The sequence below is a fragment of the Priestia sp. Y58 genome, assembly GCF_029522095.1.
GTDB lineage: Bacteria > Bacillota > Bacilli > Bacillales > Bacillaceae_H > Priestia > Priestia megaterium_E.
The window spans coordinates 339,817-359,547 of record NZ_JAKWFL010000002.1 but is presented as its reverse complement, the minus strand read 5'-3'; the positions used below and the strand labels follow the sequence as shown (position 1 = coordinate 359,547).

The following is a 19,731-nucleotide window of genomic DNA, read 5'->3' as shown; positions in this document are numbered from 1 at the left end:
AAAGAAAGCAGGTACAGCTATGAAACAAGAAACAGCAGGATATCGTACAGAAGCTGATTTTCTAGGAGAAAAACAAATCCCAGCAGACGTATACTACGGTGTACAAACCGCACGTGCCGTAGAAAATTTTCCGATTACGGGTTATAAAGTACATGAAGAAATGATTAAAGCGCTTGCTATTGTAAAAAAAGCGGCAGCGCTTGCAAATATGGATACAAAGCGCTTGTATGAAGGTATTGGAAATGCGATTGTGCAAGCAGCTGATGAAATCTTAGCAGGTCAGTGGCATGAATACTTTATTGTGGACCCTATCCAAGGTGGAGCAGGAACGTCAATGAATATGAATGCTAATGAAGTTATTGCAAACCGTGCCCTTGAAATTATGGGAGACAATAAAGGTGAATACGGTAAATTAAGTCCTAACAGCCATGTGAATATGTCTCAGTCAACAAATGATGTATTTCCAACGGCTATCCATATTTCAACGCTGAACTTATTAAATAAACTTCTTGTTACAATGAATGATATGCATGATGTATTTAAACGAAAAGCGCAAGAATTTGATCACGTGATTAAAATGGGCCGTACGCACCTTCAAGATGCTGTACCCGTTCGTCTTGGTCAAGAGTTTGAAGCATACAGCCGCGTGTTGGCGCGCGACATTAAGCGTATTAGCGCAACGCGTGACCATTTACATGAAGTAAATATGGGAGCGACAGCTGTTGGAACAGGCTTAAACGCAGATCCTCGCTATATTGAAAATGTAGTCAAGCACTTAGCCGATATCAGCGGTCTGCCTCTTGTGCATGCAGAGCATTTAGTGGACGCTACTCAAAATACAGATGCTTATACAGAAGTATCTGCAGCGCTTAAAATCTGCATGACGAACATGTCTAAAATCGCAAATGACCTGCGTTTAATGGCATCTGGACCTCGTGCAGGTCTAGGAGAAATCAGCCTTCCTGCCCGTCAGCCTGGTTCTTCAATCATGCCAGGAAAAGTAAACCCGGTTATGGCTGAATTGATCAATCAAATTGCGTTTCAAGTAATGGGAAATGACCAAACGATCTCTCTTGCTTCAGAAGCAGGTCAGATGGAGCTTAATGTCATGGAACCTGTGCTTGTATTTAACTTGCTTCAATCAATCAGCATTATGAATAACGGTTTCAGAAGCTTTACAGATCACTGTTTAGCAGGAATTGAAGCAAACGAAACGCGCATGAAAGAATATGTAGAAAAAAGCGTAGGAATTATTACAGCTGTTAACCCTCACTTAGGCTATGAAGTCGTATCGCGTATTGCGCGTGAAGCGATTTTAACAGGAAAACCAATTCGTGAGCTTTGCCTTCAATACGATGTGTTAACAGAAGAGGAATTAGATCTCATTTTAAATCCATTTGAAATGACGAACCCTGGTATTGCAGGAAGTTCATTGTTTGATCGTCAGTAAAAAGAACGGCTTCCATAAGGAAGCCGTTTTTTTTATAAAGACATTTGCTGAATGACGCGGCGCATTTTCTGAGCTGTTGCAGCCAAAGCGTCATCTTTTTCAGCAAACTGGGGAATTTGCGTATAAAAATCTCCGAAACACTCCTCTTGGTAGCGTGGAACGATGTGCATGTGAAAATGAGTTAACTCGTTAAACATTCCCCCGTTTTGAGAGAGAGTAACTCCGTCTGGAACAAAGAGTGTCTTCACTGCTTTTGTCATTAGCTTCGCTGCATTCATCACGGCCAGTACGTGTTCAGTATCAAATTCGTCGATTTCCACTATATGTGTTTTAGGAAGAATTAAGAGGTGGCCTTCGTTAAATGGCTTGTGATCTAACAGGCATATCACAAACGAATCTTCAAATATCATATGCGATTTTTCTTGGTTATTTGCTAATCGACACCCTAAGCAATCTACACTTGGATTCCCCATCATATGTTCTCTCCTTTTTTAAGTATACACAGTTGTTTTTTCGGTTAGTAAAGAGAGCCCGGATATATGACCTGGGCTCTTTGTTTTGTTCTTTTTATATGTTCAGCTGGTTTATCTAAAATTTACCATGGTTTTAATTGTAAAAACAAGATATTTACAGTATAATGACATTGTAACAGTTAACTGTAACTAATGAGGAGGGGTTGTTTGAACTCGTATACAGGCAAGCAAATTACGGAGTTATTAAATAGTGAAGGTGCGGACTTGAACTTGCGCACGGTACGGTATTACACGCAAATAGAAATGGTTCCTCCCCTGGTGCTAGTAGGGAATAAACGCGTGTATACAGATCAGCATGTTCACTACTTTCGAGCCGTTTTAACATTATCAAAAGCAGGTGAGTCACTAGCTTCCATTCAAGAAACGCTGCGTTCAATGAGTGATGAAGAAGTGAAAAGCATTGGTGCGCAGCTTCCTCTTTATCAAAGTAGACAAATTCAAAACCAAGAGATGCATCAAGTCAATGAAGATGTGTTTGTAGCTATGAATCGAAATTTATCAGCGGGCGTACGGCAAAAAGTAATTGAGTCCGTTACTCAAATTTTAAAGGATCATTCATCGCATGATTAAATTGGCCTTGGCAAAATCAGTGATGGAAAAAGAAGAAGGAATGAACCACCTTTGTATTACATTTGAACGTTCACAAGTAAAAATTAAAAACATCACGATTGATATTCAGCTCCCCGAAGGTCTGTTTAAAACGACAAACTTAAATGGATACCGGGAAAACAAACAGGGGCAAATTGAAGTAAAGCATATTGACGATGAACCTCTATTAATAGAGATTTACACAGAAGAGACCGTTTTATATCCACAGGCGGAGATTGCAGTTGCTGTGACTTACCGGGATGAACGCTTACATATGCAGCAAGAAAGGCATTCTCTAATGATTAAATTTACAGACGAAGATTTAATAGGGGATTCATTTTTAAATCATGAAATCAGTGCAAAAGTGAAAAAATTTGCTCGTACTAATTCAGTGGAAAGAGGCGGTCACATGAACTTAACTCCATATGTAGTGGAACAAACAAGCAAGGGAGAGCGTGCCTATGATATTTATTCAAGGCTGTTGCTTGACCGAGTGATTATGCTCACAGGTGAAGTTACGGATGAAGTGGCTACTAGCATTATCGCTCAGCTTTTATTTTTAGATGCAGAAAACCCAGAAAAAGATATCAGCATTTATATTAATTCACCGGGAGGATCTATTACAGCGGGCATGGCTATTTTTGATACGATGCAGCTTATACGTGCAGATGTAAGCACATTGTGTATAGGGCTAGCAGCATCTATGGGTTCATTTTTACTAGCGGGCGGTCAAAAAGGGAAACGTTTTGCTCTTCCTAATAGCGAAGTGATGATTCATCAGCCGCTAGGAGGAGCAAAAGGGCAAGCAGCTGAAATTGAGATTCGAGCGAAGCGTATTTTGCGGTTAAAAGATCACCTAAATGAACTTCTGTCTGAACGAACAGGACAATCGCTTTCAACAATTAAAAAAGACACTGATCGAGATACATTCTTTACAGCGGATGAAGCAAAAGAATATGGCTTGATTGATCAAATTTTAGTTCATCAATAAGGAGGGTACCGTATGGAAAAAATAAATCGTTATTCAGTAGAATATGAATGGGCGAACGTGATTTTTTATCAAGAAGTAGAGGCAATGACTATACAAGAAGCAAAAGAGCGCATTCAACATACAAAAGTAAACGCTGCTATTCGCGCTGTTCATGTCATAGAAGATGTCGAATCGTAACGAAAAACTGGATCCTTTCGGGGATTCAGTTTTTTTAGGCAAATGAAGCAGGGATTTATATGAAGAAAAGAGAATGCAAAAAGAGATTTAAAAACGAGCAGCTGGTAGCATCATTCAGCAAGAACATCTCATTTCAATTACAAAAAGAAAGGTAGATGTAAATGAAAAAAGTATGGTCTGGATTAGTTGTTCTCATTGCTATTTGTTGGGTGATAACAGGATGTCAGCAAAGCAGTGCTTCAAGCGGTACTGTTGAACAAAAGCTCGTAATCGAAAAATACATAGCCGATAATCAATATGGCCATGCGGTTAAAATGAAAGACCAAAATCAAGTGCAGAAAGTGCAGCAGTGGTTAAAAGATGTATCATGGAGAGAAGAAAAAGCTGAAATGATTCGAAAACCTAACTACATTCTTCACTTTGAACCGGTAGAAACAAAAAAGGATATAAAGGTACAATCTTATCGGATGTGGGTCAACTTAGGAAACGAAACCGTTGAATTAGCTACAGATACACACTACGCACAGTTAAAGGGCAAACAAGCAAGATCATTTATTGAATTAGTAGAGCCGAAATAGAAAGCAGCTATAAAACAATGTCCAATAAAAGCTGTACCTGTTCATATTGAAGTTATCTTTACCGATATGCTTGAGGATCTCGAAGGTACAAAGCTGCTCATTACTAGCGCGCTTGATATGAGAGTGTAGAAGTATTAAATGTGAGAGGTGACAAGCAGCAATTTTTAAATGTAGCAATAAAGAATTACACTTACAGGTACGTCATTGTTAAAACATTTTGCTATAAGAAGTAAGGGAAAAAGAGAAATCAAAACGCTGATTTCTCTTTTTTATTCAGGCATGTCGATGATTATTATTTCCACGCATTTTGCGTAAAACAAAACTCACAATTAAGACTAAAATAACAGCACCAATAATAGCAGGAACAATTGCGAATCCGCCGATTTCTGGACCGAAATCTCCAAAAATTAGAGAGCCTAACCATGCTCCAATGAACCCAGCGATGATGTTTCCGATAATTCCACCCGGAACATCTCGTCCTGTTAACACACCAGCAAGCCAGCCAATAAGTCCTCCAACAATAAGCGTCCAAATAAATGACATATACCTAACCTCCTTTTTATAGGGAATTCCTTTTCAGTCTTTCCTAAAACACATTTTGTCATGCGACATGCTTGCTGCAAACCCTTTTACATTTTTTCATCTATTTATCATATATGCTAAGATAGCCCAACATTAAATTGAAGAGTTATGTATGAGAATTCACTGTGAAAGTAACGATAAAATAAAGGAGAGAAGTTCAGCTTATGTACGTTTTAGATTCAATTTAGCTTATTCTATTCGCAAAAGGGGACATCTGGTTCATTTTTAAAAGCTTTTTCCCTTAGTTTTACTTTTTTTAACGGTATTTGTGATATCATTTTAAATAAACAAATTCTTAACGGGAGAACAATATGGAATCATTATTATTAGATGAAAAACTTAAACACATTACAAATTTAATTCTAGAAAAAAAACAAGAGTTCTCAAAACAAAAACAATATGAAGACAAAGATATTCAACAACAATTAGAACCGTGGCGCGTTCATTTAATTCAAATATATGCTGATTCTATCTCAACAAATGATATAAAAAACTTTGAAGTGCTTGAGGAATGGGGAAGAGAAGTAGCGAATTTACTCGTTGTACTTCAGCTTCCATTGGATGTAGCATTAGAAGAAATCAGCTATTACCGAAATGTTATCGGAGAAATTATTAAAGAAGAAGCAAAAGCTGAGACGTTTACATTTGATGCCTTTTATCAAGTTATTTCTCGTTTCAACGTAGTAGTGGACAAGGCTGTGCACTGGGTTAGTAAATCATATATGACCGACTTTGCAAATAAAATCCAATCCGCGCGCTATGCAATTGATGAACTATCAATTCCTGTGGTACGCATTACGAAAGAAATTGGTGTGATTCCTCTTGTTGGCGATTTAGATACAAATCGTGCTCAAATTTTAATGGAAAATGCGCTACAGCACGGCAGTGACTATAAGCTAAATTGGTTGATTATTGATTTGTACGCCGTTCCAATTATTGATACGATGGTAGCGGACCAAATTTTTAAAGTAATCGGTGCTTTAAGATTATTAGGAATTCAAGTGGTTTTAAGCGGGATTCGTGCTGAAATTGCTCAGACAATGGTGAATTTGGGGTTAGATTTGGCTGACATTACGACTTTCAGTAGCCTTCACCAAGCAGTGGAATACGTTAATCAAGCGGACTAATACAACACAAAAGCCCATGAGTATGTAACCATATCATGGGCTTTTATTGGTAGAAGAAAATTTGAAGCTTATTTAATAAAGCATCTAATGACTGACTAATTTGAAGTGTGTTAGGACTTGTCATTCCTTCACGGACAGCCGTTTGAATCATCAACGTTCGTGTCTGTTCGATTTCTTCTATTAGTATTTGGTACATAGATTTGTCTTTTTGATGGGTTGAAAGCAGCATGTTAATTCCTCGTTTTTCTATATTGATTATGATTAAATTAACATTAATAGGTTTATTTTTCAATATTATGAAATTAAAAATAGTAAATTTTAAGAATTTTTCACATAAAAAAGAACCTCTTTTTCAACAGAGGTTCTTTTTTTAATATAATAATTTGTTATGCATGTTTATGATTCCCACGCATTTTTCTCATAATGAAACTTACGATTAACACTAAAATGATTGATCCAATAATAGCAGGAATAATAGCAAATCCACCTACAACTGGTCCGAAGCTTCCAAAGATAGCTGAACCTAACCAAGAACCGATAAAACCAGCAATAATGTTACCAATAATACCTCCCGGAACGTCTCTTCCTGTAATTAATCCGGCAAGCCACCCAATAATACCACCTACAATAAGTGCCCATAAAAATGACATAAATATCATCCTCCTTTTTAATGATGTATTGCTTATATAGGTTAGTACCCCACTTAAAAGAAAACTATTCATAGAATAGCAAAAAAAATAAAAAAAACTTGTAAAAGGATATACGAACTGCGATAGAGTCATAGAAAATAGACTAATTAGTATATAATAGAAAACGGCACATAGTTTAGAAGAGAAAGGAGACATGAAGTGAAAATAAAAAATCAAAGCGATGTAGTAGAACGGCACTTGATTCAGCACTGGATGTATTTTCAGCATACGAAGAAATCTGTGAAGGTGGATACGTCAGAAATCAAATGGATTTCTGCACCTCCTTACAATCGTGGCGTATATGCAGGAACCTATCATATTGAGCCTGCGTTAGGGATATGCCCTGCGGAAGGGGAAAAACCTCTATGGATTGTTGGTCCATCTTCATATGATAACCTTAGGCCAGTTCTTCGTAAAAATGGATTTGTTCCTTATGAAAAATGGATTGGAATGATTCAGTACATTCAAGAAAAAGAATACGCACATACAGGAGTAGAAGGGTTTCAATGTAAGCGAGTGCACACAGAAGCTGAATTGAAAGAATGGATAACGGTATACATAGACGGCTATCAAAAACCAAAAGAATATCAAGATGACTTTCTTGAAAGGTTTAGGGAGCTTATGCAGCACACTGACCAATATCACTTATATTTGGGTCTTTATCACAACCGGCCAGCTGTAGCTGGGTCTCTCTTTTTTTATGACGGTACAGCGGGTTTGTACTGTATCACTACAGCCAGACATATGAGGAGAAAAGGCCTGGCCACCGCATATTTGAAGGAAGTTCTTACTGAAGCAAAAAAACAGGCGGATACGTGTATTTTGCATGCTACAAGTGCAGGAAAGCCAGCCTATGAAAAACTTGGTTTTACAGCGGTTAACGAATTTGATGTATACAGATGGAGAAATAGAGATGGAACATAATGTGCTGCAGCTTGCGAAATAAGAGACAAAATTCGACAAAATTTTAAAAAAGTGTAGCTTCCACTTCGTTTTTGGTGTATCCTAGGAAAAAGCAGCAGGAGCTAGTGTTGTACATAGAACACAGATAAAAGGAGTCATTATGAAACATTTTTTTAAAACGAGCACGTTTTGGATAGGTTTGGTTGTCGGAATCGCGCTCACATTTGGGGGATATTTTACTGTTACTAGTATTTATGATTATTATTTAGGACGAGAACAGCTGAAAGTATTGACTACCTCTCAGAAAAACCTTCAAACTGCTTTTAAAGAGTATAATCAGCTTATGGCCGAAAAAAAAACCAAAAAGCAATTTATCAATGAACTCGATGATATTTCAAATACGATAAACTATGAATATAATGAATTAGCTTCCCTTGATCCTACGATGAAAACGATGTATAAGCATACGGGCGTCATCGATGATATGGAACTGATGATTGATAATATCGATAGCATTTATGAATTAACGATGAATGATCATAAAGACGCAACAAAACCGCTCCAAACCTACGTATCTGATTTAATGGAATATGTAGAAAAAGATATGAAAAAAGAAATAAGCATGCTAAGTAAATAGAACAAAACAGCTGTCTAAACAAATAGGCAGCTGTTTTTTTGTTGATTATAAAAGGAATCTTTTGGTTGCAGGCGAAAGAGTATATTATGCACCCACTCACTTACGTGCACCACGTTCACAAAAAAGGGAGGACATAGTATGAAAAAAGTGGTGGTTATCCTATTTAGTTTATTTTCATTAGCCGCATGTCAGGTTCCTACAGCTGAAACGCTTGAAGATCCTTATCCACCCGCTATAAAAATAATAGCCGAAGGCAAAGAAGCCATCATCAAGCCTTTATTTTTTTGCTGGACTGAATGTGAAGCTGATTTTGGCGAACGAAAAAATTTTAGACAAATTGTTATGAAAGATAGTATTCCCGTCTCTCAAGATGGTCAAGTGTCCATTGAAATAGATGGTAAAAAACCTAATGCGCTTTATTACAAACAAATTCGCAATCAGTCTATTTATGAAAACATAGTAGAAAAAAAGGACATAAAAAAAACATCCGCTATTACAGTAGATTCTGCCTCTCGCAGTGATCGGTATATACTCGTAGCGGACTGGAAGGATAACAAAGGAAAAAAGCTAATCGGGCGTGTCTATTATACCCCGGTAAAATTTGAAACGCCATAGATATGGCTCTCTATGCTGTAATAGAGAGCCTTATGCTTAACTAATAGAATTAAGCGCTTGTGCAAGAGAAGAAGTAGTTTTAACATGTTCAAATGAAAGCCCTAAACGAATCGCAGTTTGAGAAATTTCCGGTCGAATTCCAGATAAAATTGTTTGCACACCAATTAAACGAAGAGCTTTTACCAAATTAAAAATCTCTTGTGCCATCATCGTGTCAATCGTAGCTACACCGAGCAGGTCAATACATAAATGTTCAACGCCTTTTTCCGAGCATTGCTGAAGTGTGTTTTCTAAAATAAACTGACTTTTGACCGTTCCAATATCCCCCACAAGAGGCAGAAGTGCAACTTTATTTTGAAGCATGATGACAGGAGAACTTAATTCATTAATTAACTCTTTCTGAGCGTTCAGCTGTTCTTGCGTATTTTTATGATATTCTTGAATAAAGATGTAAATAGATAAATCAAACGCTTTAACAATAATGTCATACCACATAAATATCTTATCTACGCTTATCTCATCCGAATGCAAAGAGATAAACTTCTTTAAGTAATTAACGGCAATTTTTTGTGAATTAAAATATTCTCGAACGATAAAGTGAAGAGGCGTACTTAAATGCTTTGGATCACGCGCTAGTTCTATTGACCACTGCTGAAAATCCGAAAAAAAATATTCCTCATCCTTTATAAACACGTCAAATAAATGCTGGAAATAATCTTGATTTTGCTGCTTAAGTTCTTTCACAATTGCTGGATTTTTACTCGAATAGACAGAGAACTCATTTTTATCGTCGAGCTGATTGTACCAGTCTTCAGTTAATTGAAGAGAATGTTCTTTGAAAAAATGATATAAGTCCTGATTTTTATGCATGAAGACTCTCCTTATATATGTATAGTCTAATTGATTTATAAATAAAGGCATAAAAGCATCCCCTGATCTAAAGTGAGGATGCTTATAAATAAATCCATTATGAAGCGCATTTATTTTCCTATACGCCTTGTTTTCCCTAACTGTATACTCTCAAACCCAATTTATTAAAAAATAAACATTTTTCAACTAACATATTCATGCATTTTACCTATTTTTCATACAGAACCACTTCTTGTGCTTATAACTTTAGCTTGGGTAAGGCATCTTTAATGCTTTGATAGACTAAAATAAAGGACATATCATCTTCCATAGTGCTCATATGTATGGCCATGTTAGGAGAAATTCCTGTTAAAACAAGCTGAGTTCCCATGAGCTTCAGCCAATTGTAAATATTAAGAATATCACGGCCGAATGAATCATTAAATTGCGCTAACCCTGAGACGTCTAGGATTAAATAACGATCTTTGCTGCTTGTGTTACGCGAGGTGAAGCTATTAAATAGCATTTCTATACGACGTTCGTTTAACGTTCCGATTAATGGAAGAACAGAGATTCCTTCTTCTATTGGCACGATAGGGGTGGATAGCCTTTCAACTTCTTCCAAAGCTTGCTGAAGCTGTTCCTGAGCTGTAATTTCTATTGTTACGTCTTTTTGAACACCAATAAAGTAGTATTTATCTTCTTCTTCTATATATGTCGGGTCAATCGTTAGCTGATTATGAAAGAAAGAGCCGTCTTTTCGATAATTAACAAGCGTAACAGAGACTGACTGATTGCGGCTTATAGCGCTGCGAATTTCATCGACGTGGTGCGGGTTTGTAAGAGGACCTTGTAGGAAACGGCAATTTTCCCCTAATACTTCTTCTTCCTTATAGCCGGTCATAAGGGAAAACCCTTGGTTGAGGTAAATAATTGGGTTATCAGGCAGAGAAGGGTCCGTCACGATAATACCAGATTGTGAGCTATGAAGGGCTTTGTTTAAAATGGACCATTTTGAATCTTGAGCTTCAGGTGTAGTCAATGCATTCCCTCATTCCTTGGAATTTTTATAAAAATATTGTGACATAAACACATCAAAAAAACAATTTTCGACGCGTTTGTTCCTAGAGAAAGAATGAAGATAAGGAAAAATATGTTATAATAATTTCAGGGGCAAAGGGAGTGTGAACAAATGTGATAACCATCAATTTATTTAATGTTAGTTTCTTTGTGATGGCGCTAGCAGGCTTTATTCTCATTTTTTGTTTGCGTATAAAGTTCAAGCGGCCACTGTCATTATTCAAATGGTCTTTTTTGTTCGGAACGGTGCTGCTGTCGCTAAGTTTATACTTGTTTATGGCTACCAGCCAATATATTCATTTGATATGCAATACAGTCGGCTCAGTTATGACAGCGCTCTATCTTATCAGTATTATGGTTGGAGCAGAAGAGTCATAAATACATATGTTTAAAAGTCTATTGAACGTGGAAAAAAAAAGATGCATAAAAGATGCATAAAAGAGAAAGAGACGCACTTACATTCCTTTAGCAAACGAAATGATAACAACTTGAAAAACACTTCGGTACAAGATGCCGAGGTGTTTTTCATAAATAAAAAGGAAAGGAGAATATTTAGAAAAATACTAGTCATATTTCACTCAGTATAGTAAAATAAAAAGTTATTATTCTATTTTTATGTTGTTGCTATTGGCAACATGTGTTAGTCTAAGAGTAGTATACATTTTAGGCGATCTTGAAAAAGAGAGACGAGAAGCTTTTATTAGAGTTTCTTAAAAGCTTTACGTTTACTGAGGTGAAACAATGAAGTCTCAAGTACAAAAATTTGTAGGCTATTTATTAGCTGGTGATCAAGACAGCGCTTGGGAAGTTGTGCTAGAAGAAATCCACCAAGGAAACAACAGCCTAGATATTTATGAAAATTTAATTACAACCGCAATGCGAGTAACTGGAGATATGTGGGAAGAAAATATCATTTCTGTAGCTGATGAGCATGTTGCAACTACGACATGTGATTATGTGCTAACTCGCTATCGCTTTTATAAAAAAATTCAGGGACACGCTTCAGACACCGCTCCAAGGGCACTGCTTCTATGCTTGGAACAAGAACAGCACTTCATTGGTTTAAAGATGGTGGCTTTATTGTTTGAGGAACACGGTTGGAATACTCGCTTTTTAGGAGCCAATCTCCCTCTGGAATACGCTGAGAAAATGGCTATAGAATGGAAGCCTCACATGGTAGGATTATCCGTCAGCATCCCTTATCATATTGAGAGGCTTGCTGAATACACCAAAACTTTGGACAAATTAGAACCAAGACCAACGGTAATGGTAGGAGGGCGCTTAGTTTCTCAAATTGATTTCCGTTCTTACTGTTCTGAGCATACACGCCTAATTCCGGATCTTCACCAACTAAATAACTGGTTAATCAGTTATCACAAAGGAGTGGAAGTTAATGTCGATGCTTGAGTATGTTCCAGTTCCTTACTTTTTAGTGGATACTGAATTTAATATTTTGGAATGGTCCCAACAATCAGGTCATTTATTTAAGCCTTCAGCTAATTTTTTAGATCTTGTAGATGTATTCAGTCAAGAAAAGGCGAGAAAGTTTTTAAGCTTGCGCCAAAAAGATTCTCGAGAATTGTCTGTAGACGAACCCCATGATGAGCAAACGCTTGTCCAAAGCCGAGGCCAGGCTATTCAGAAAGTAGAACTTGTGATGCAAACCAATGATTCGCCTTATTCACTGTTTGAATGCTTAATTCAATGGGATGGTGATGTAGGTCACTTAGTTTGTATTCGCCAAGATGAGCGTATACAAGAGCTAACGAGTCTTGTTCAAGACCATCGGAAACGATTAGCAGATACAGATTTTGAACTGCTTGAACAAAAAGAACGTCTTGAAAAATCATTACAAAAAATTAAGCAATTGTCCGCTTCTTTTATTAAATTATCCTCTAAAGTAGGACTTATACCTCTTTTTGGAGACTTAGATACAGCTCTTGTAGCTGAAAATACGTCCATTTTGCAAAACTTTGCGCATGAAGGAAATTACACCACGCTTCTATTTGACTTTGGGGGACTAGATATATTAACGACCGAAGGAATTCAAGCTTTTGCAGGCTTTATGCAGTCCTTCTATCTCATGGGCATCACATGCTATATTATTGGCATGAAGCCGCATCATACGGCTGCTCTGAAAAATAGAACGTTTGGTGAGCAAATTATTTATATGAATAACCTGAGTGAAATTATTGCTGTGAATAAAAATGTGAGTTAAAAGAGTGGAGGAGAAGAAAGAATAACTTTCTTCTCCTCTTTCTGTATACACTTCTTCGCTTACAATTAAACATTCTTTTTATATTTCAGCTGAAAGGATAGCATTAAGACGTTGAAGTCCAATGTTCAAATCAGTATCACTAAGAAGGGAGTAGCTTATTCGAATGTAAGCATGAGGAGGTTTGTGAACGAAACAAGCTTCACCAGGTAAAAAGCAAACATTATGCTCCTGGGCTTTTTTTAATAATGCGAATGTGTTTACATTTTGCGGCAGTTTTAACCATAAGTTGAAGCCTCCTTTAGGGACTTGGAATTGAACGTAGTCGGAAAGAGGCGAAAGCAGGTCGCTTGCATGATCTCTTCTCAATTGCAAAGCGGTCCTCAACTTTTCCATATGCTGTTTCATTCGCTCAGTGCGTAAGAAAGCTAGCACAGCTTTTTGAGTTAGTAAGGGACTACCAATATCCATCAATGCTTTAACCGCATATAGCCAATCAAATACAGAACCTTGTGCATAAAGTAATCCAATTCGAAGTCCTGGGGCCAAAGTTTTACTAAACCCCTTCAAAAACAAAACATGCCCATTTTTATCAAACGTTTTGATCGGTGGAGGCACCGATATATCATCGAAATAAATCTCTCCAAACGAATCATCTTCAACAATAAAAAAGTGATACAATTCGGCCAAATCAACTAGTTCTTTGCGGCGCTGTCTGCTCATTAGTATACCTGTAGGGTTTTGAAAAGAAGGGTTTACGTACAAAAGCGAAGGCTTTATTTTTTGGCAGACTTCTTCTACTAAATCAGATTGTATTCCTTCTTCATCTAGTTCAATTGAAATGACGTTAACACCTTTATTGGTGAAGACATCAATTGCAGCTCCGTAGCATGGACTCTCTACTATAACCGTATCCCCTGGCTTTAAAAGTGTTTGAGCAATTAAATCAATACCTTGCTGAGCGCCACTTGTAATCACAATTTCATGAGGATCAGCTTTTATTCCTTGCTCTCTCTGTAAATAAGAAGAAAGCTCTATGCGAAGCTCACGATCTCCTTGAATTGGACCGTATGTGGCTAAAACAAGCTCATCGGTACGTAACAGACTTTGCATTTCTTGCGCTAAAAACTGATTAGGAAGGAGACGAGGGAAAAGAATAGCCTGAGAGAAATCATAATATTTACGATCACGATTTAAGCTATACTGAGAGCGCGTAATATTTACGTTTAATTCATCTTGCCATGAAAAATTATTTAATACCTTGGAAGAACGTTTAGTAACCCCTTTAACAAAAGCTCCTTTTCCTGACTGTATTACGATTAATCCTGATTTTTGTAAGAGCTGATACGATTTTCGTACCGTTAATAAGCTTATTTCTAACTCTTGTGATAGCTTGCGTAAAGAAGGGAGCTGATCACCAGGTTTTATCATGCTCGTTTGGATGCGATAACGAATCTGCTCATAGATTTGCTGATAAATGGGGGTGGAAGATTTTTTATGTACATTAAATCTCATTGTGTCACCTAACTATTCTTTTTCTTTAGTTAACCTCAAAATAAGCATGGGCGCAACTGGAAAAACAGCAACTGTTATAGTGAAGGTTTTACTGTTATACTTCCTTTCTTTTATACTCGTGGCATGTTTAAAGGAGGAAGATATATGATTATTATTAATTACGTACTTATCTGTTTTATTTTCGGCACGACATTCTTAACTATTAAATTAGGGATTGAAGCGGGAATGCCTCCACTTTTCTCAGCTGGAACTCGCTTTCTTTTAGCAGGAATATTAGTAATCTCGTACTTTGCATATAAAAAAGAAGTTCGACGCTCGTTATTATTTTCAAAAAAAGTGATGATGGTAGGGTTTTGTTTGACCTTTATGACATTTTCAACACTCTATTGGGCAGAACAACATGTGACATCGGGTCTTGCAGCTGTTTTATCTGCTACTGGCCCAATGATGATATTGCTTATTCAAGTGATGCAAAGAAAAATGGAATTAAAAAAAGAGCAGTTATTCGCTTTGCTTCTGGCTTTTACCGGTGTTATTTGTATTTCACTTCCAAATGTGACAGCTACTATGTCTTATTCGTGGACGTTAGGATGTATCATTATCATAGTAGGAGAGGTATTTTACGGCATAGGCAGCAATTATTCGAAAGCTTTGTTAAATGAACTAAAAGGAGTGTCACCGTTTTTAATTAACGGTATTCAAATGTTTTACGGAGGAATATTTCTACTGGTGCTTTCTTTATGTACAGAGCAGATCCATGTTTCAACTATTATGCCTTGGAACGCAGTATGGTCTATTGTATATTTAATTTTTGTTGGTTCAATTGCTGGACACGGCTTATATTATTGGCTAATCGCCCAAACAAATCCGGTTTTTCCATCTACTTGGTTGTATGTATCTCCTTTAATCGCGATGTTAATCGGTTATGTAGTCTTAAATGAAGCTATCACGCCTTCTATTATTGGAGGAGGCCTTCTTATTTTAATAGGAGTGTTTATGGCCAATCGTGAAGCTTTGAGAGTACATTTTAAAAAAAGTGTGCTATTCAAAAAGCAGCTGTAAAACAAGTCGCCATTTGCTGACTTGTTTTTAGTTGATCGCAAGACAAAAAAGATTGAAGAAAGATATAAAAGATGACTAACAGCCTCTCCTTAATAAAAGAAGAGGCTGTTTTATTATGAATTTGCTGACATCGTATGAGACGGCAAAATGATGTCTTGGTCTACTAGGAAGGATAAAAGTTCCCGTGTAGCATATGACATATAGCGATCTTTTTTCAAAATGATGCCTAGCTCCCACATTGGAGTAGGTGCGGCAATTGGAATACTTTTAATAAAAGGGTTATTGATCTTTGGAAACACGGACTTCGGTAAAATTGCAATACCTAATTCAGAAGCGACTAGTTCAATAATTAAATCCCATTGAGAACTTTCGTACGCTATTTTTGGATGAAAACCCGCTTGAATGCACTCATGAATAATGCGATCATGAAGAGAGAAATCTTTGCTGAACAGGACAAACGGCTCTTCTCTAAGCTCGCTCAAAGCAACAATTGATTTAGCTGCCAGCGGATGCTCATGATGAATGTATAAATTAAACTCTTCTTCAATAAACGGGTAGACGTGAAAAAGAGGGTTTTGAATAGGCAGCACGATAATGCCAAGGTCTACTTGTTCGTTTTCTACAAGTTCGACAATTCGCTTTGCGCCAAGCTCCACAAGCTCTAATTTCACCTGAGGATGTTTTGATGTAAAGTTTTTTGCGATCATCGGGAAAACAACAGTCCCTACTAAAGGAGGAATTCCTACTTTAATATCTCCTGTAGGGAGATTTCGTAAATCATCTAACAAAGCATGCAGCTCGTGAAGAGTGGATACTAGCTTTTGACTTTGCCCATACACAATCTGTCCCGCATCGGTTAAAGTCAGCTTTCGGGTAGAGCGATCAAAAAGATCTACGCCGAGTTCTTCTTCTAGTTTTTTTACAATTTTACTTAATGCTGGCTGAGACAGATGAATTGCAGCTGCTGCTTTCGTGAAACTTTTTTGATTAACTACTTCCATGAAATGTTGCAGTTCTCGAATATCCATAAATTCTCCTCACTAGTATTCTTAGTTTTCATACTATTTATTCTATTTATCTATTTTACTTATGATTCAAATAAATGTAAACTCTTACATAAGGAAGTGAATAGTGATTCATCTAAAAATAGCACATGAAATTCCTCTAAATACGTTAGAAACCCGCATATTTGTAAGCGTTAACAAAAAATCACCCTCGAAGAAAATTCTAGAAAAATATTTTTTTCTCCCGTAAAACAAAGCCGCGAGCGCAGAAATAACACGTGTTGAAATGTTCATTTTGTATACTGTTCTGACAATTAAGAAAGAGGAATAAAATGGTATAGTGCACCACTAAGGTGAGTCTATTCATTCTGCAAACGAGCCGTACATAGAAAAAAGGGCCTGTTTGTTAAAAATAATTGGGGGAGTGGTTGAGATGACATACGTTAAAGGACTAGAAGGAATCGTTGCAGCTGAAACAAAAGTAGGGCATGTTGATGGAGAGAAAGGTCAGCTGATTTATCGCGGATATTGGGCAAAAGATTTGGCGATCAATTATTCTTTTGAAGAAGTTTCTTATTTAATTTGGAACGGCACGCTGCCCAATCATGATGAGTTAAAAGCATTTAAACAAAAAATGGTGACTCATCGTACGCTTCCGGCTAATATTGTTGCGTTAATGGACTGTTTGCCAAAAGATACAGAAGTGATGAGCGCGCTTCGCACATGTATCTCAGCTTTAGGAGACCCTTCATACAGCTGGCCTCCGACAAAAGAGCAGGCGCTTGCCATTACAGCGGTCACACCTACTATTATTGCCTATTGGTATCGTAAAATGAATGATTTAGAAGTAGTAGAGCCTAACGAGCATTTGGATCATGTAGCAAACTATTTATACATGATTAACGGAGAAATTCCAGATCAAAGTTTGGTTACTGCGCTGAACGCATATTTTGTTTTGACAATTGAGCATGGGATGAACGCCTCAACCTTCTCATCGCGCGTTATTTCATCTACCGAATCTGACATGGTTTCAGCTATTTGCGGAGCAATTGGCGCGATGAAAGGTCCGCTTCACGGAGGAGCTCCTTCTGGTGTTATTACCATGTTTGATGAAATTGGAAGTGAAGAGAATATTGAGCCCTGGGTTCGTAAAAAATTAGATAACAAAGAGAAAATCATGGGATTTGGTCATCGTGTTTATCGTACACATGATCCAAGAGCAGAAGCATTAAAAGAAGTATCGAAACAAATCTCAGGAGACAACGGGCTATTTGATTTAATTGTTAAAATTGAAGATAAAACCATTGAATTACTCAATGAATACAAGCCGGGTAGAGGCATTTATACCAATGTAGAATATTTCGCTGCAGCGGTTATGAAAGCGGTTGAGCTTCCGTCTGAACTATTCACACCAACCTTCACAGCAAGCCGTGTAGTTGGCTGGACAGCTCATGTCGTAGAACAGTCAGAAAATAATCGTATTTACCGACCTCAGTCTGCTTATATAGGTTATACGCCAGTTGAACAAAATCAATAAATAAACTCGCTTTCACATAAAAAACGTCGGTAAATCCGACGTTTTTTCATATGGTTAAATATATTCTTTTTGAGAATAAAATCGTTTTAATAAATAGAATAATCCGACTGCTAAGCATAAACTTGCTGCAGCTAAGCTAGATGTAATCATGGCGTGCTCACCTTCGGTAGGGGTATGTGAAAGTTTGTAGCTGCTGTAGCATAAGAGAGCCGTGATACATAAACAGCAGGAGCTAATCAATCCATACCGCTTTTTGAAGCCAATAATAGATAGTAATACAATCAAATAAATTCCGCTCACCATCATCATAATTGGAAACTGAGGGTGGAATTTAATTGTATATAACAAATAATCGATGTGAGAATAGTGATGAACCGCCGAGGACTTTGTTAGCCCTCCGGTCAAACTAGCTGATAAAGGTCCTTCAAGCATCGAAGAGCCGTTATACCAGGTAGCGACTGAGGAAAGTAAAAAAACAAAACAACTTGCAAATAGCTGCGTCATGCATTTTATTGACACGTATAGAAAGCTCCTCTCAATAACCATCTTTTGTTAATACAAGTCCGAAAATTATTATAGCAGGTTTTGAAAGTAAAAAAAGTACTATTGGAATGGTTTCATAAAACGTTCATATTTGAAAAGGTTTGTTTTTTTAAAATAAAGGGAAAAAAGGTGAAACGGAAGATATGAATAGAGGAGAGAGAAAGATGAAGGCAGCAGTGATTTTGAATCCAAACGCAGGAAACAAGAAATTAGTGAATGAAATTGACTTTATATGTGATCGGTTAAACACTGCATTTGAGACGGTTACTTTATATAAAACAGAGCAACCTGGAGATGGTGCCGATCTGGTAAGAAAATTGGAAGGCAAAGCGGATGTCATTATTGGAGCAGGAGGAGACGGGACAATTTATGAGCTCATCAATGCTCTTGCTCCGCTGCAGCAACGTCCTGTATTTGCTATTTTACCTGGTGGAACATGCAACGACTTTTCGCGTGCAATTGGAATGAATCAAAATCCTTTAAAAGCAGTGGAGCAAATTATAGAAAAGCAGACGGAGGCAGTGGATGTTGGAAAACATGACGAAGATTATTTTTTAAACTTTTGGGGAATCGGCCTCGTAGCTGATGTATCTGAAAATATTTTAGAAGAAAATAAAGAGAAATTTGGTAAGCTCTCTTACTACATGAGCGTAGGTAGAACCTTAAATCAAGCAGAGCCTTTTCAACTAAAAATGACGAGCGAAAAAGCTTCTTATGAAGGAGAAGCTGTTATGGTGTTAATTGGAAACGGTCCTTTTTTAGGAGGAACTCGTGCTATGCTAGGAAACAGCTCATTTCAAGACGGATTATTAGATGTATTCGTTATTAAAGAAATGGGAATCGAGCCGGTTATGGCATGGTTACAAACAAGCCCTGATGAGGAACAGCTTAACCCCGAAAGCAACCTTATGCATTTTCGTGCAAAAGAAGTCCATATCGAAACTACTCCTGAAAAAACGGTAGATTGTGATGGAGAAAAAGAAACGACAACACCTTCAACGATTACGGTTCTCCACAATCACATCAATATGATAGTCGGAAACAGATAAAGAAACG

Annotated in this window: 24 protein-coding genes; 15 read left to right on the top strand and 9 right to left on the bottom strand. The window is 37.2% G+C overall.

Annotation, left to right across the window (positions count from 1 at the left end; genetic code table 11):
• Positions 1-19 precede the first annotated feature (19 nt).
• Positions 20-1,450, top strand: coding sequence for an aspartate ammonia-lyase (aspA, locus tag MMB68_RS07625; protein ID WP_014459383.1), 1,431 nt, complete (start codon positions 20-22; stop codon positions 1,448-1,450).
• Between the two features lie 32 nt (positions 1,451-1,482).
• Here aspA and MMB68_RS07620 read toward each other — a convergent pair whose 3' ends face one another.
• On the bottom strand, positions 1,483-1,926 hold the full coding sequence (locus MMB68_RS07620; RefSeq protein WP_277548512.1) for an HIT family protein: 444 nt from the start codon (positions 1,924-1,926) through the stop codon (positions 1,483-1,485).
• 204 nt (positions 1,927-2,130) lie between these two features.
• Here MMB68_RS07620 and MMB68_RS07615 point away from each other — a divergent pair, with 204 nt between their 5' ends.
• From MMB68_RS07615 to MMB68_RS07600, 4 genes are all read left to right on the top strand, one after another.
• Entirely contained in the window at positions 2,131-2,553 is a 423-nt protein-coding gene (locus MMB68_RS07615; protein ID WP_277548511.1) for a MerR family transcriptional regulator, read from the top strand.
• 427 nt (positions 2,554-2,980) lie between these two features.
• The gene (gene clpP, locus MMB68_RS07610) at positions 2,981-3,562 is read left to right on the top strand and encodes an ATP-dependent Clp endopeptidase proteolytic subunit ClpP (protein ID WP_221784363.1); all 582 of its coding nucleotides are present in this window, start codon (positions 2,981-2,983) and stop codon (positions 3,560-3,562) included.
• Positions 3,563-3,574: 12 nt separating this feature from the next.
• Positions 3,575-3,739, top strand: a complete 165-nt coding sequence (locus MMB68_RS07605; protein ID WP_165574957.1) for a hypothetical protein — start codon at positions 3,575-3,577, stop codon at positions 3,737-3,739.
• A 161-nt stretch (positions 3,740-3,900) separates the two neighbouring features.
• Positions 3,901-4,317 carry a YhfM domain-containing protein gene (locus MMB68_RS07600; protein WP_013057766.1) on the top strand — a complete coding sequence of 139 codons (417 nt, stop codon included), beginning with the start codon at positions 3,901-3,903 and terminating at the stop codon, positions 4,315-4,317.
• A 273-nt stretch (positions 4,318-4,590) separates the two neighbouring features.
• Here the strand turns inward: MMB68_RS07600 and MMB68_RS07595 are convergent, their stop codons facing one another.
• The gene (locus tag MMB68_RS07595) at positions 4,591-4,860 is read right to left on the bottom strand and encodes a GlsB/YeaQ/YmgE family stress response membrane protein (protein ID WP_013083843.1); all 270 of its coding nucleotides are present in this window, start codon (positions 4,858-4,860) and stop codon (positions 4,591-4,593) included.
• A 350-nt stretch (positions 4,861-5,210) separates the two neighbouring features.
• Here MMB68_RS07595 and MMB68_RS07590 point away from each other — a divergent pair, with 350 nt between their 5' ends.
• Positions 5,211-6,026 (top strand): STAS domain-containing protein, encoded by an 816-nt coding sequence (locus MMB68_RS07590; RefSeq protein ID WP_221784290.1) that lies wholly within the window; start codon positions 5,211-5,213, stop codon positions 6,024-6,026.
• A 43-nt stretch (positions 6,027-6,069) separates the two neighbouring features.
• Here the strand turns inward: MMB68_RS07590 and MMB68_RS07585 are convergent, their stop codons facing one another.
• Together MMB68_RS07585 and MMB68_RS07580 are read right to left on the bottom strand one after the other, a co-directional pair.
• Positions 6,070-6,255, bottom strand: a complete 186-nt coding sequence (locus MMB68_RS07585) for an aspartyl-phosphate phosphatase Spo0E family protein (RefSeq protein WP_221784292.1) — start codon at positions 6,253-6,255, stop codon at positions 6,070-6,072.
• 157 nt (positions 6,256-6,412) lie between these two features.
• Positions 6,413-6,676, bottom strand: a complete 264-nt coding sequence (locus MMB68_RS07580) for a GlsB/YeaQ/YmgE family stress response membrane protein (protein WP_013057762.1) — start codon at positions 6,674-6,676, stop codon at positions 6,413-6,415.
• A 198-nt stretch (positions 6,677-6,874) separates the two neighbouring features.
• Here MMB68_RS07580 and MMB68_RS07575 point away from each other — a divergent pair, with 198 nt between their 5' ends.
• The 3 genes from MMB68_RS07575 (at position 6,875) to MMB68_RS07565 (ending at position 8,870) form a co-directional block, all read left to right on the top strand.
• Positions 6,875-7,639 (top strand): GNAT family N-acetyltransferase, encoded by a 765-nt coding sequence (locus MMB68_RS07575; protein WP_277548510.1) that lies wholly within the window; start codon positions 6,875-6,877, stop codon positions 7,637-7,639.
• Between the two features lie 139 nt (positions 7,640-7,778).
• Positions 7,779-8,255 carry a hypothetical protein gene (locus tag MMB68_RS07570; RefSeq protein ID WP_221784295.1) on the top strand — a complete coding sequence of 159 codons (477 nt, stop codon included), beginning with the start codon at positions 7,779-7,781 and terminating at the stop codon, positions 8,253-8,255.
• A gap of 138 nt (positions 8,256-8,393) precedes the next feature.
• Positions 8,394-8,870 carry a hypothetical protein gene (locus tag MMB68_RS07565; RefSeq protein ID WP_277548509.1) on the top strand — a complete coding sequence of 159 codons (477 nt, stop codon included), beginning with the start codon at positions 8,394-8,396 and terminating at the stop codon, positions 8,868-8,870.
• Between the two features lie 36 nt (positions 8,871-8,906).
• On the opposite strand, the gene MMB68_RS07560 is transcribed toward MMB68_RS07565, so the two are convergent.
• Both MMB68_RS07560 and ytvA read right to left on the bottom strand, forming a co-directional pair.
• Positions 8,907-9,740: an STAS domain-containing protein gene (locus MMB68_RS07560; protein WP_221784299.1), complete on the bottom strand. Its 834-nt coding sequence runs from the start codon at positions 9,738-9,740 to the stop codon at positions 8,907-8,909.
• Positions 9,741-9,978: 238 nt separating this feature from the next.
• Complete coding sequence (gene ytvA / locus MMB68_RS07555) at positions 9,979-10,761, bottom strand: YtvA family blue-light photoreceptor (protein WP_277548508.1); 783 nt, start codon at positions 10,759-10,761, stop codon at positions 9,979-9,981.
• Between the two features lie 152 nt (positions 10,762-10,913).
• On the opposite strand from ytvA, the gene MMB68_RS07550 reads away from it, so the two are divergent.
• From MMB68_RS07550 to MMB68_RS07540, 3 genes are all read left to right on the top strand, one after another.
• Positions 10,914-11,177, top strand: coding sequence for a hypothetical protein (locus tag MMB68_RS07550; protein ID WP_221784303.1), 264 nt, complete (start codon positions 10,914-10,916; stop codon positions 11,175-11,177).
• Between the two features lie 363 nt (positions 11,178-11,540).
• Positions 11,541-12,206 carry a cobalamin B12-binding domain-containing protein gene (locus tag MMB68_RS07545; protein WP_277548507.1) on the top strand — a complete coding sequence of 222 codons (666 nt, stop codon included), beginning with the start codon at positions 11,541-11,543 and terminating at the stop codon, positions 12,204-12,206.
• The gene (locus MMB68_RS07540) at positions 12,193-13,017 is read left to right on the top strand and encodes an STAS domain-containing protein (protein WP_221784307.1); all 825 of its coding nucleotides are present in this window, start codon (positions 12,193-12,195) and stop codon (positions 13,015-13,017) included. Before MMB68_RS07545 ends, MMB68_RS07540 begins: the two co-directional genes overlap by 14 nt.
• A gap of 78 nt (positions 13,018-13,095) precedes the next feature.
• On the opposite strand, the gene pdxR is transcribed toward MMB68_RS07540, so the two are convergent.
• On the bottom strand, positions 13,096-14,529 hold the full coding sequence (gene pdxR, locus MMB68_RS07535) for a MocR-like pyridoxine biosynthesis transcription factor PdxR (RefSeq protein WP_269871697.1): 1,434 nt from the start codon (positions 14,527-14,529) through the stop codon (positions 13,096-13,098).
• Positions 14,530-14,673: 144 nt separating this feature from the next.
• Here pdxR and MMB68_RS07530 point away from each other — a divergent pair, with 144 nt between their 5' ends.
• Positions 14,674-15,591 carry a DMT family transporter gene (locus tag MMB68_RS07530; RefSeq protein ID WP_277447606.1) on the top strand — a complete coding sequence of 306 codons (918 nt, stop codon included), beginning with the start codon at positions 14,674-14,676 and terminating at the stop codon, positions 15,589-15,591.
• A 113-nt stretch (positions 15,592-15,704) separates the two neighbouring features.
• On the opposite strand, the gene MMB68_RS07525 is transcribed toward MMB68_RS07530, so the two are convergent.
• Positions 15,705-16,619 (bottom strand): LysR family transcriptional regulator, encoded by a 915-nt coding sequence (locus MMB68_RS07525; RefSeq protein WP_013083830.1) that lies wholly within the window; start codon positions 16,617-16,619, stop codon positions 15,705-15,707.
• A 409-nt stretch (positions 16,620-17,028) separates the two neighbouring features.
• Between MMB68_RS07525 and MMB68_RS07520 the strand changes: the two genes are divergently transcribed.
• Positions 17,029-18,132 (top strand): citrate synthase/methylcitrate synthase, encoded by a 1,104-nt coding sequence (locus MMB68_RS07520; RefSeq protein ID WP_016764746.1) that lies wholly within the window; start codon positions 17,029-17,031, stop codon positions 18,130-18,132.
• Positions 18,133-18,186: 54 nt separating this feature from the next.
• Here the strand turns inward: MMB68_RS07520 and MMB68_RS07515 are convergent, their stop codons facing one another.
• Positions 18,187-18,651, bottom strand: coding sequence for a DUF4306 domain-containing protein (locus MMB68_RS07515; protein ID WP_223260182.1), 465 nt, complete (start codon positions 18,649-18,651; stop codon positions 18,187-18,189).
• Positions 18,652-18,839: 188 nt separating this feature from the next.
• Between MMB68_RS07515 and MMB68_RS07510 the strand changes: the two genes are divergently transcribed.
• Complete coding sequence (locus MMB68_RS07510; RefSeq protein ID WP_277548506.1) at positions 18,840-19,724, top strand: diacylglycerol/lipid kinase family protein; 885 nt, start codon at positions 18,840-18,842, stop codon at positions 19,722-19,724.
• Positions 19,725-19,731 lie beyond the last annotated feature (7 nt).

Bases quoted from the DNA above. Each gene is read 5' to 3' on its own strand.
- aspA (WP_014459383.1), top strand. From the start codon at position 20: ATGAAACAAGAAACAGCAGGATATCGTACAGAAGCTGATTTTCTAGGA.
- MMB68_RS07620 (WP_277548512.1), bottom strand. From the start codon at position 1,926: ATGATGGGGAATCCAAGTGTAGATTGCTTAGGGTGTCGATTAGCAAAT.
- clpP (WP_221784363.1), top strand. From the start codon at position 2,981: ATGAACTTAACTCCATATGTAGTGGAACAAACAAGCAAGGGAGAGCGT.
- MMB68_RS07605 (WP_165574957.1), top strand. From the start codon at position 3,575: ATGGAAAAAATAAATCGTTATTCAGTAGAATATGAATGGGCGAACGTG.
- MMB68_RS07600 (WP_013057766.1), top strand. From the start codon at position 3,901: ATGAAAAAAGTATGGTCTGGATTAGTTGTTCTCATTGCTATTTGTTGG.
- MMB68_RS07595 (WP_013083843.1), bottom strand. From the start codon at position 4,860: ATGTCATTTATTTGGACGCTTATTGTTGGAGGACTTATTGGCTGGCTT.
- MMB68_RS07590 (WP_221784290.1), top strand. From the start codon at position 5,211: ATGGAATCATTATTATTAGATGAAAAACTTAAACACATTACAAATTTA.
- MMB68_RS07585 (WP_221784292.1), bottom strand. From the start codon at position 6,255: ATGCTGCTTTCAACCCATCAAAAAGACAAATCTATGTACCAAATACTA.
- MMB68_RS07580 (WP_013057762.1), bottom strand. From the start codon at position 6,676: ATGTCATTTTTATGGGCACTTATTGTAGGTGGTATTATTGGGTGGCTT.
- MMB68_RS07570 (WP_221784295.1), top strand. From the start codon at position 7,779: ATGAAACATTTTTTTAAAACGAGCACGTTTTGGATAGGTTTGGTTGTC.
- MMB68_RS07565 (WP_277548509.1), top strand. From the start codon at position 8,394: ATGAAAAAAGTGGTGGTTATCCTATTTAGTTTATTTTCATTAGCCGCA.
- MMB68_RS07560 (WP_221784299.1), bottom strand. From the start codon at position 9,740: ATGCATAAAAATCAGGACTTATATCATTTTTTCAAAGAACATTCTCTT.
- MMB68_RS07545 (WP_277548507.1), top strand. From the start codon at position 11,541: ATGAAGTCTCAAGTACAAAAATTTGTAGGCTATTTATTAGCTGGTGAT.
- MMB68_RS07540 (WP_221784307.1), top strand. From the start codon at position 12,193: ATGTCGATGCTTGAGTATGTTCCAGTTCCTTACTTTTTAGTGGATACT.
- pdxR (WP_269871697.1), bottom strand. From the start codon at position 14,529: ATGAGATTTAATGTACATAAAAAATCTTCCACCCCCATTTATCAGCAA.
- MMB68_RS07530 (WP_277447606.1), top strand. From the start codon at position 14,674: ATGATTATTATTAATTACGTACTTATCTGTTTTATTTTCGGCACGACA.
- MMB68_RS07525 (WP_013083830.1), bottom strand. From the start codon at position 16,619: ATGGATATTCGAGAACTGCAACATTTCATGGAAGTAGTTAATCAAAAA.
- MMB68_RS07520 (WP_016764746.1), top strand. From the start codon at position 17,029: ATGACATACGTTAAAGGACTAGAAGGAATCGTTGCAGCTGAAACAAAA.
- MMB68_RS07510 (WP_277548506.1), top strand. From the start codon at position 18,840: ATGAAGGCAGCAGTGATTTTGAATCCAAACGCAGGAAACAAGAAATTA.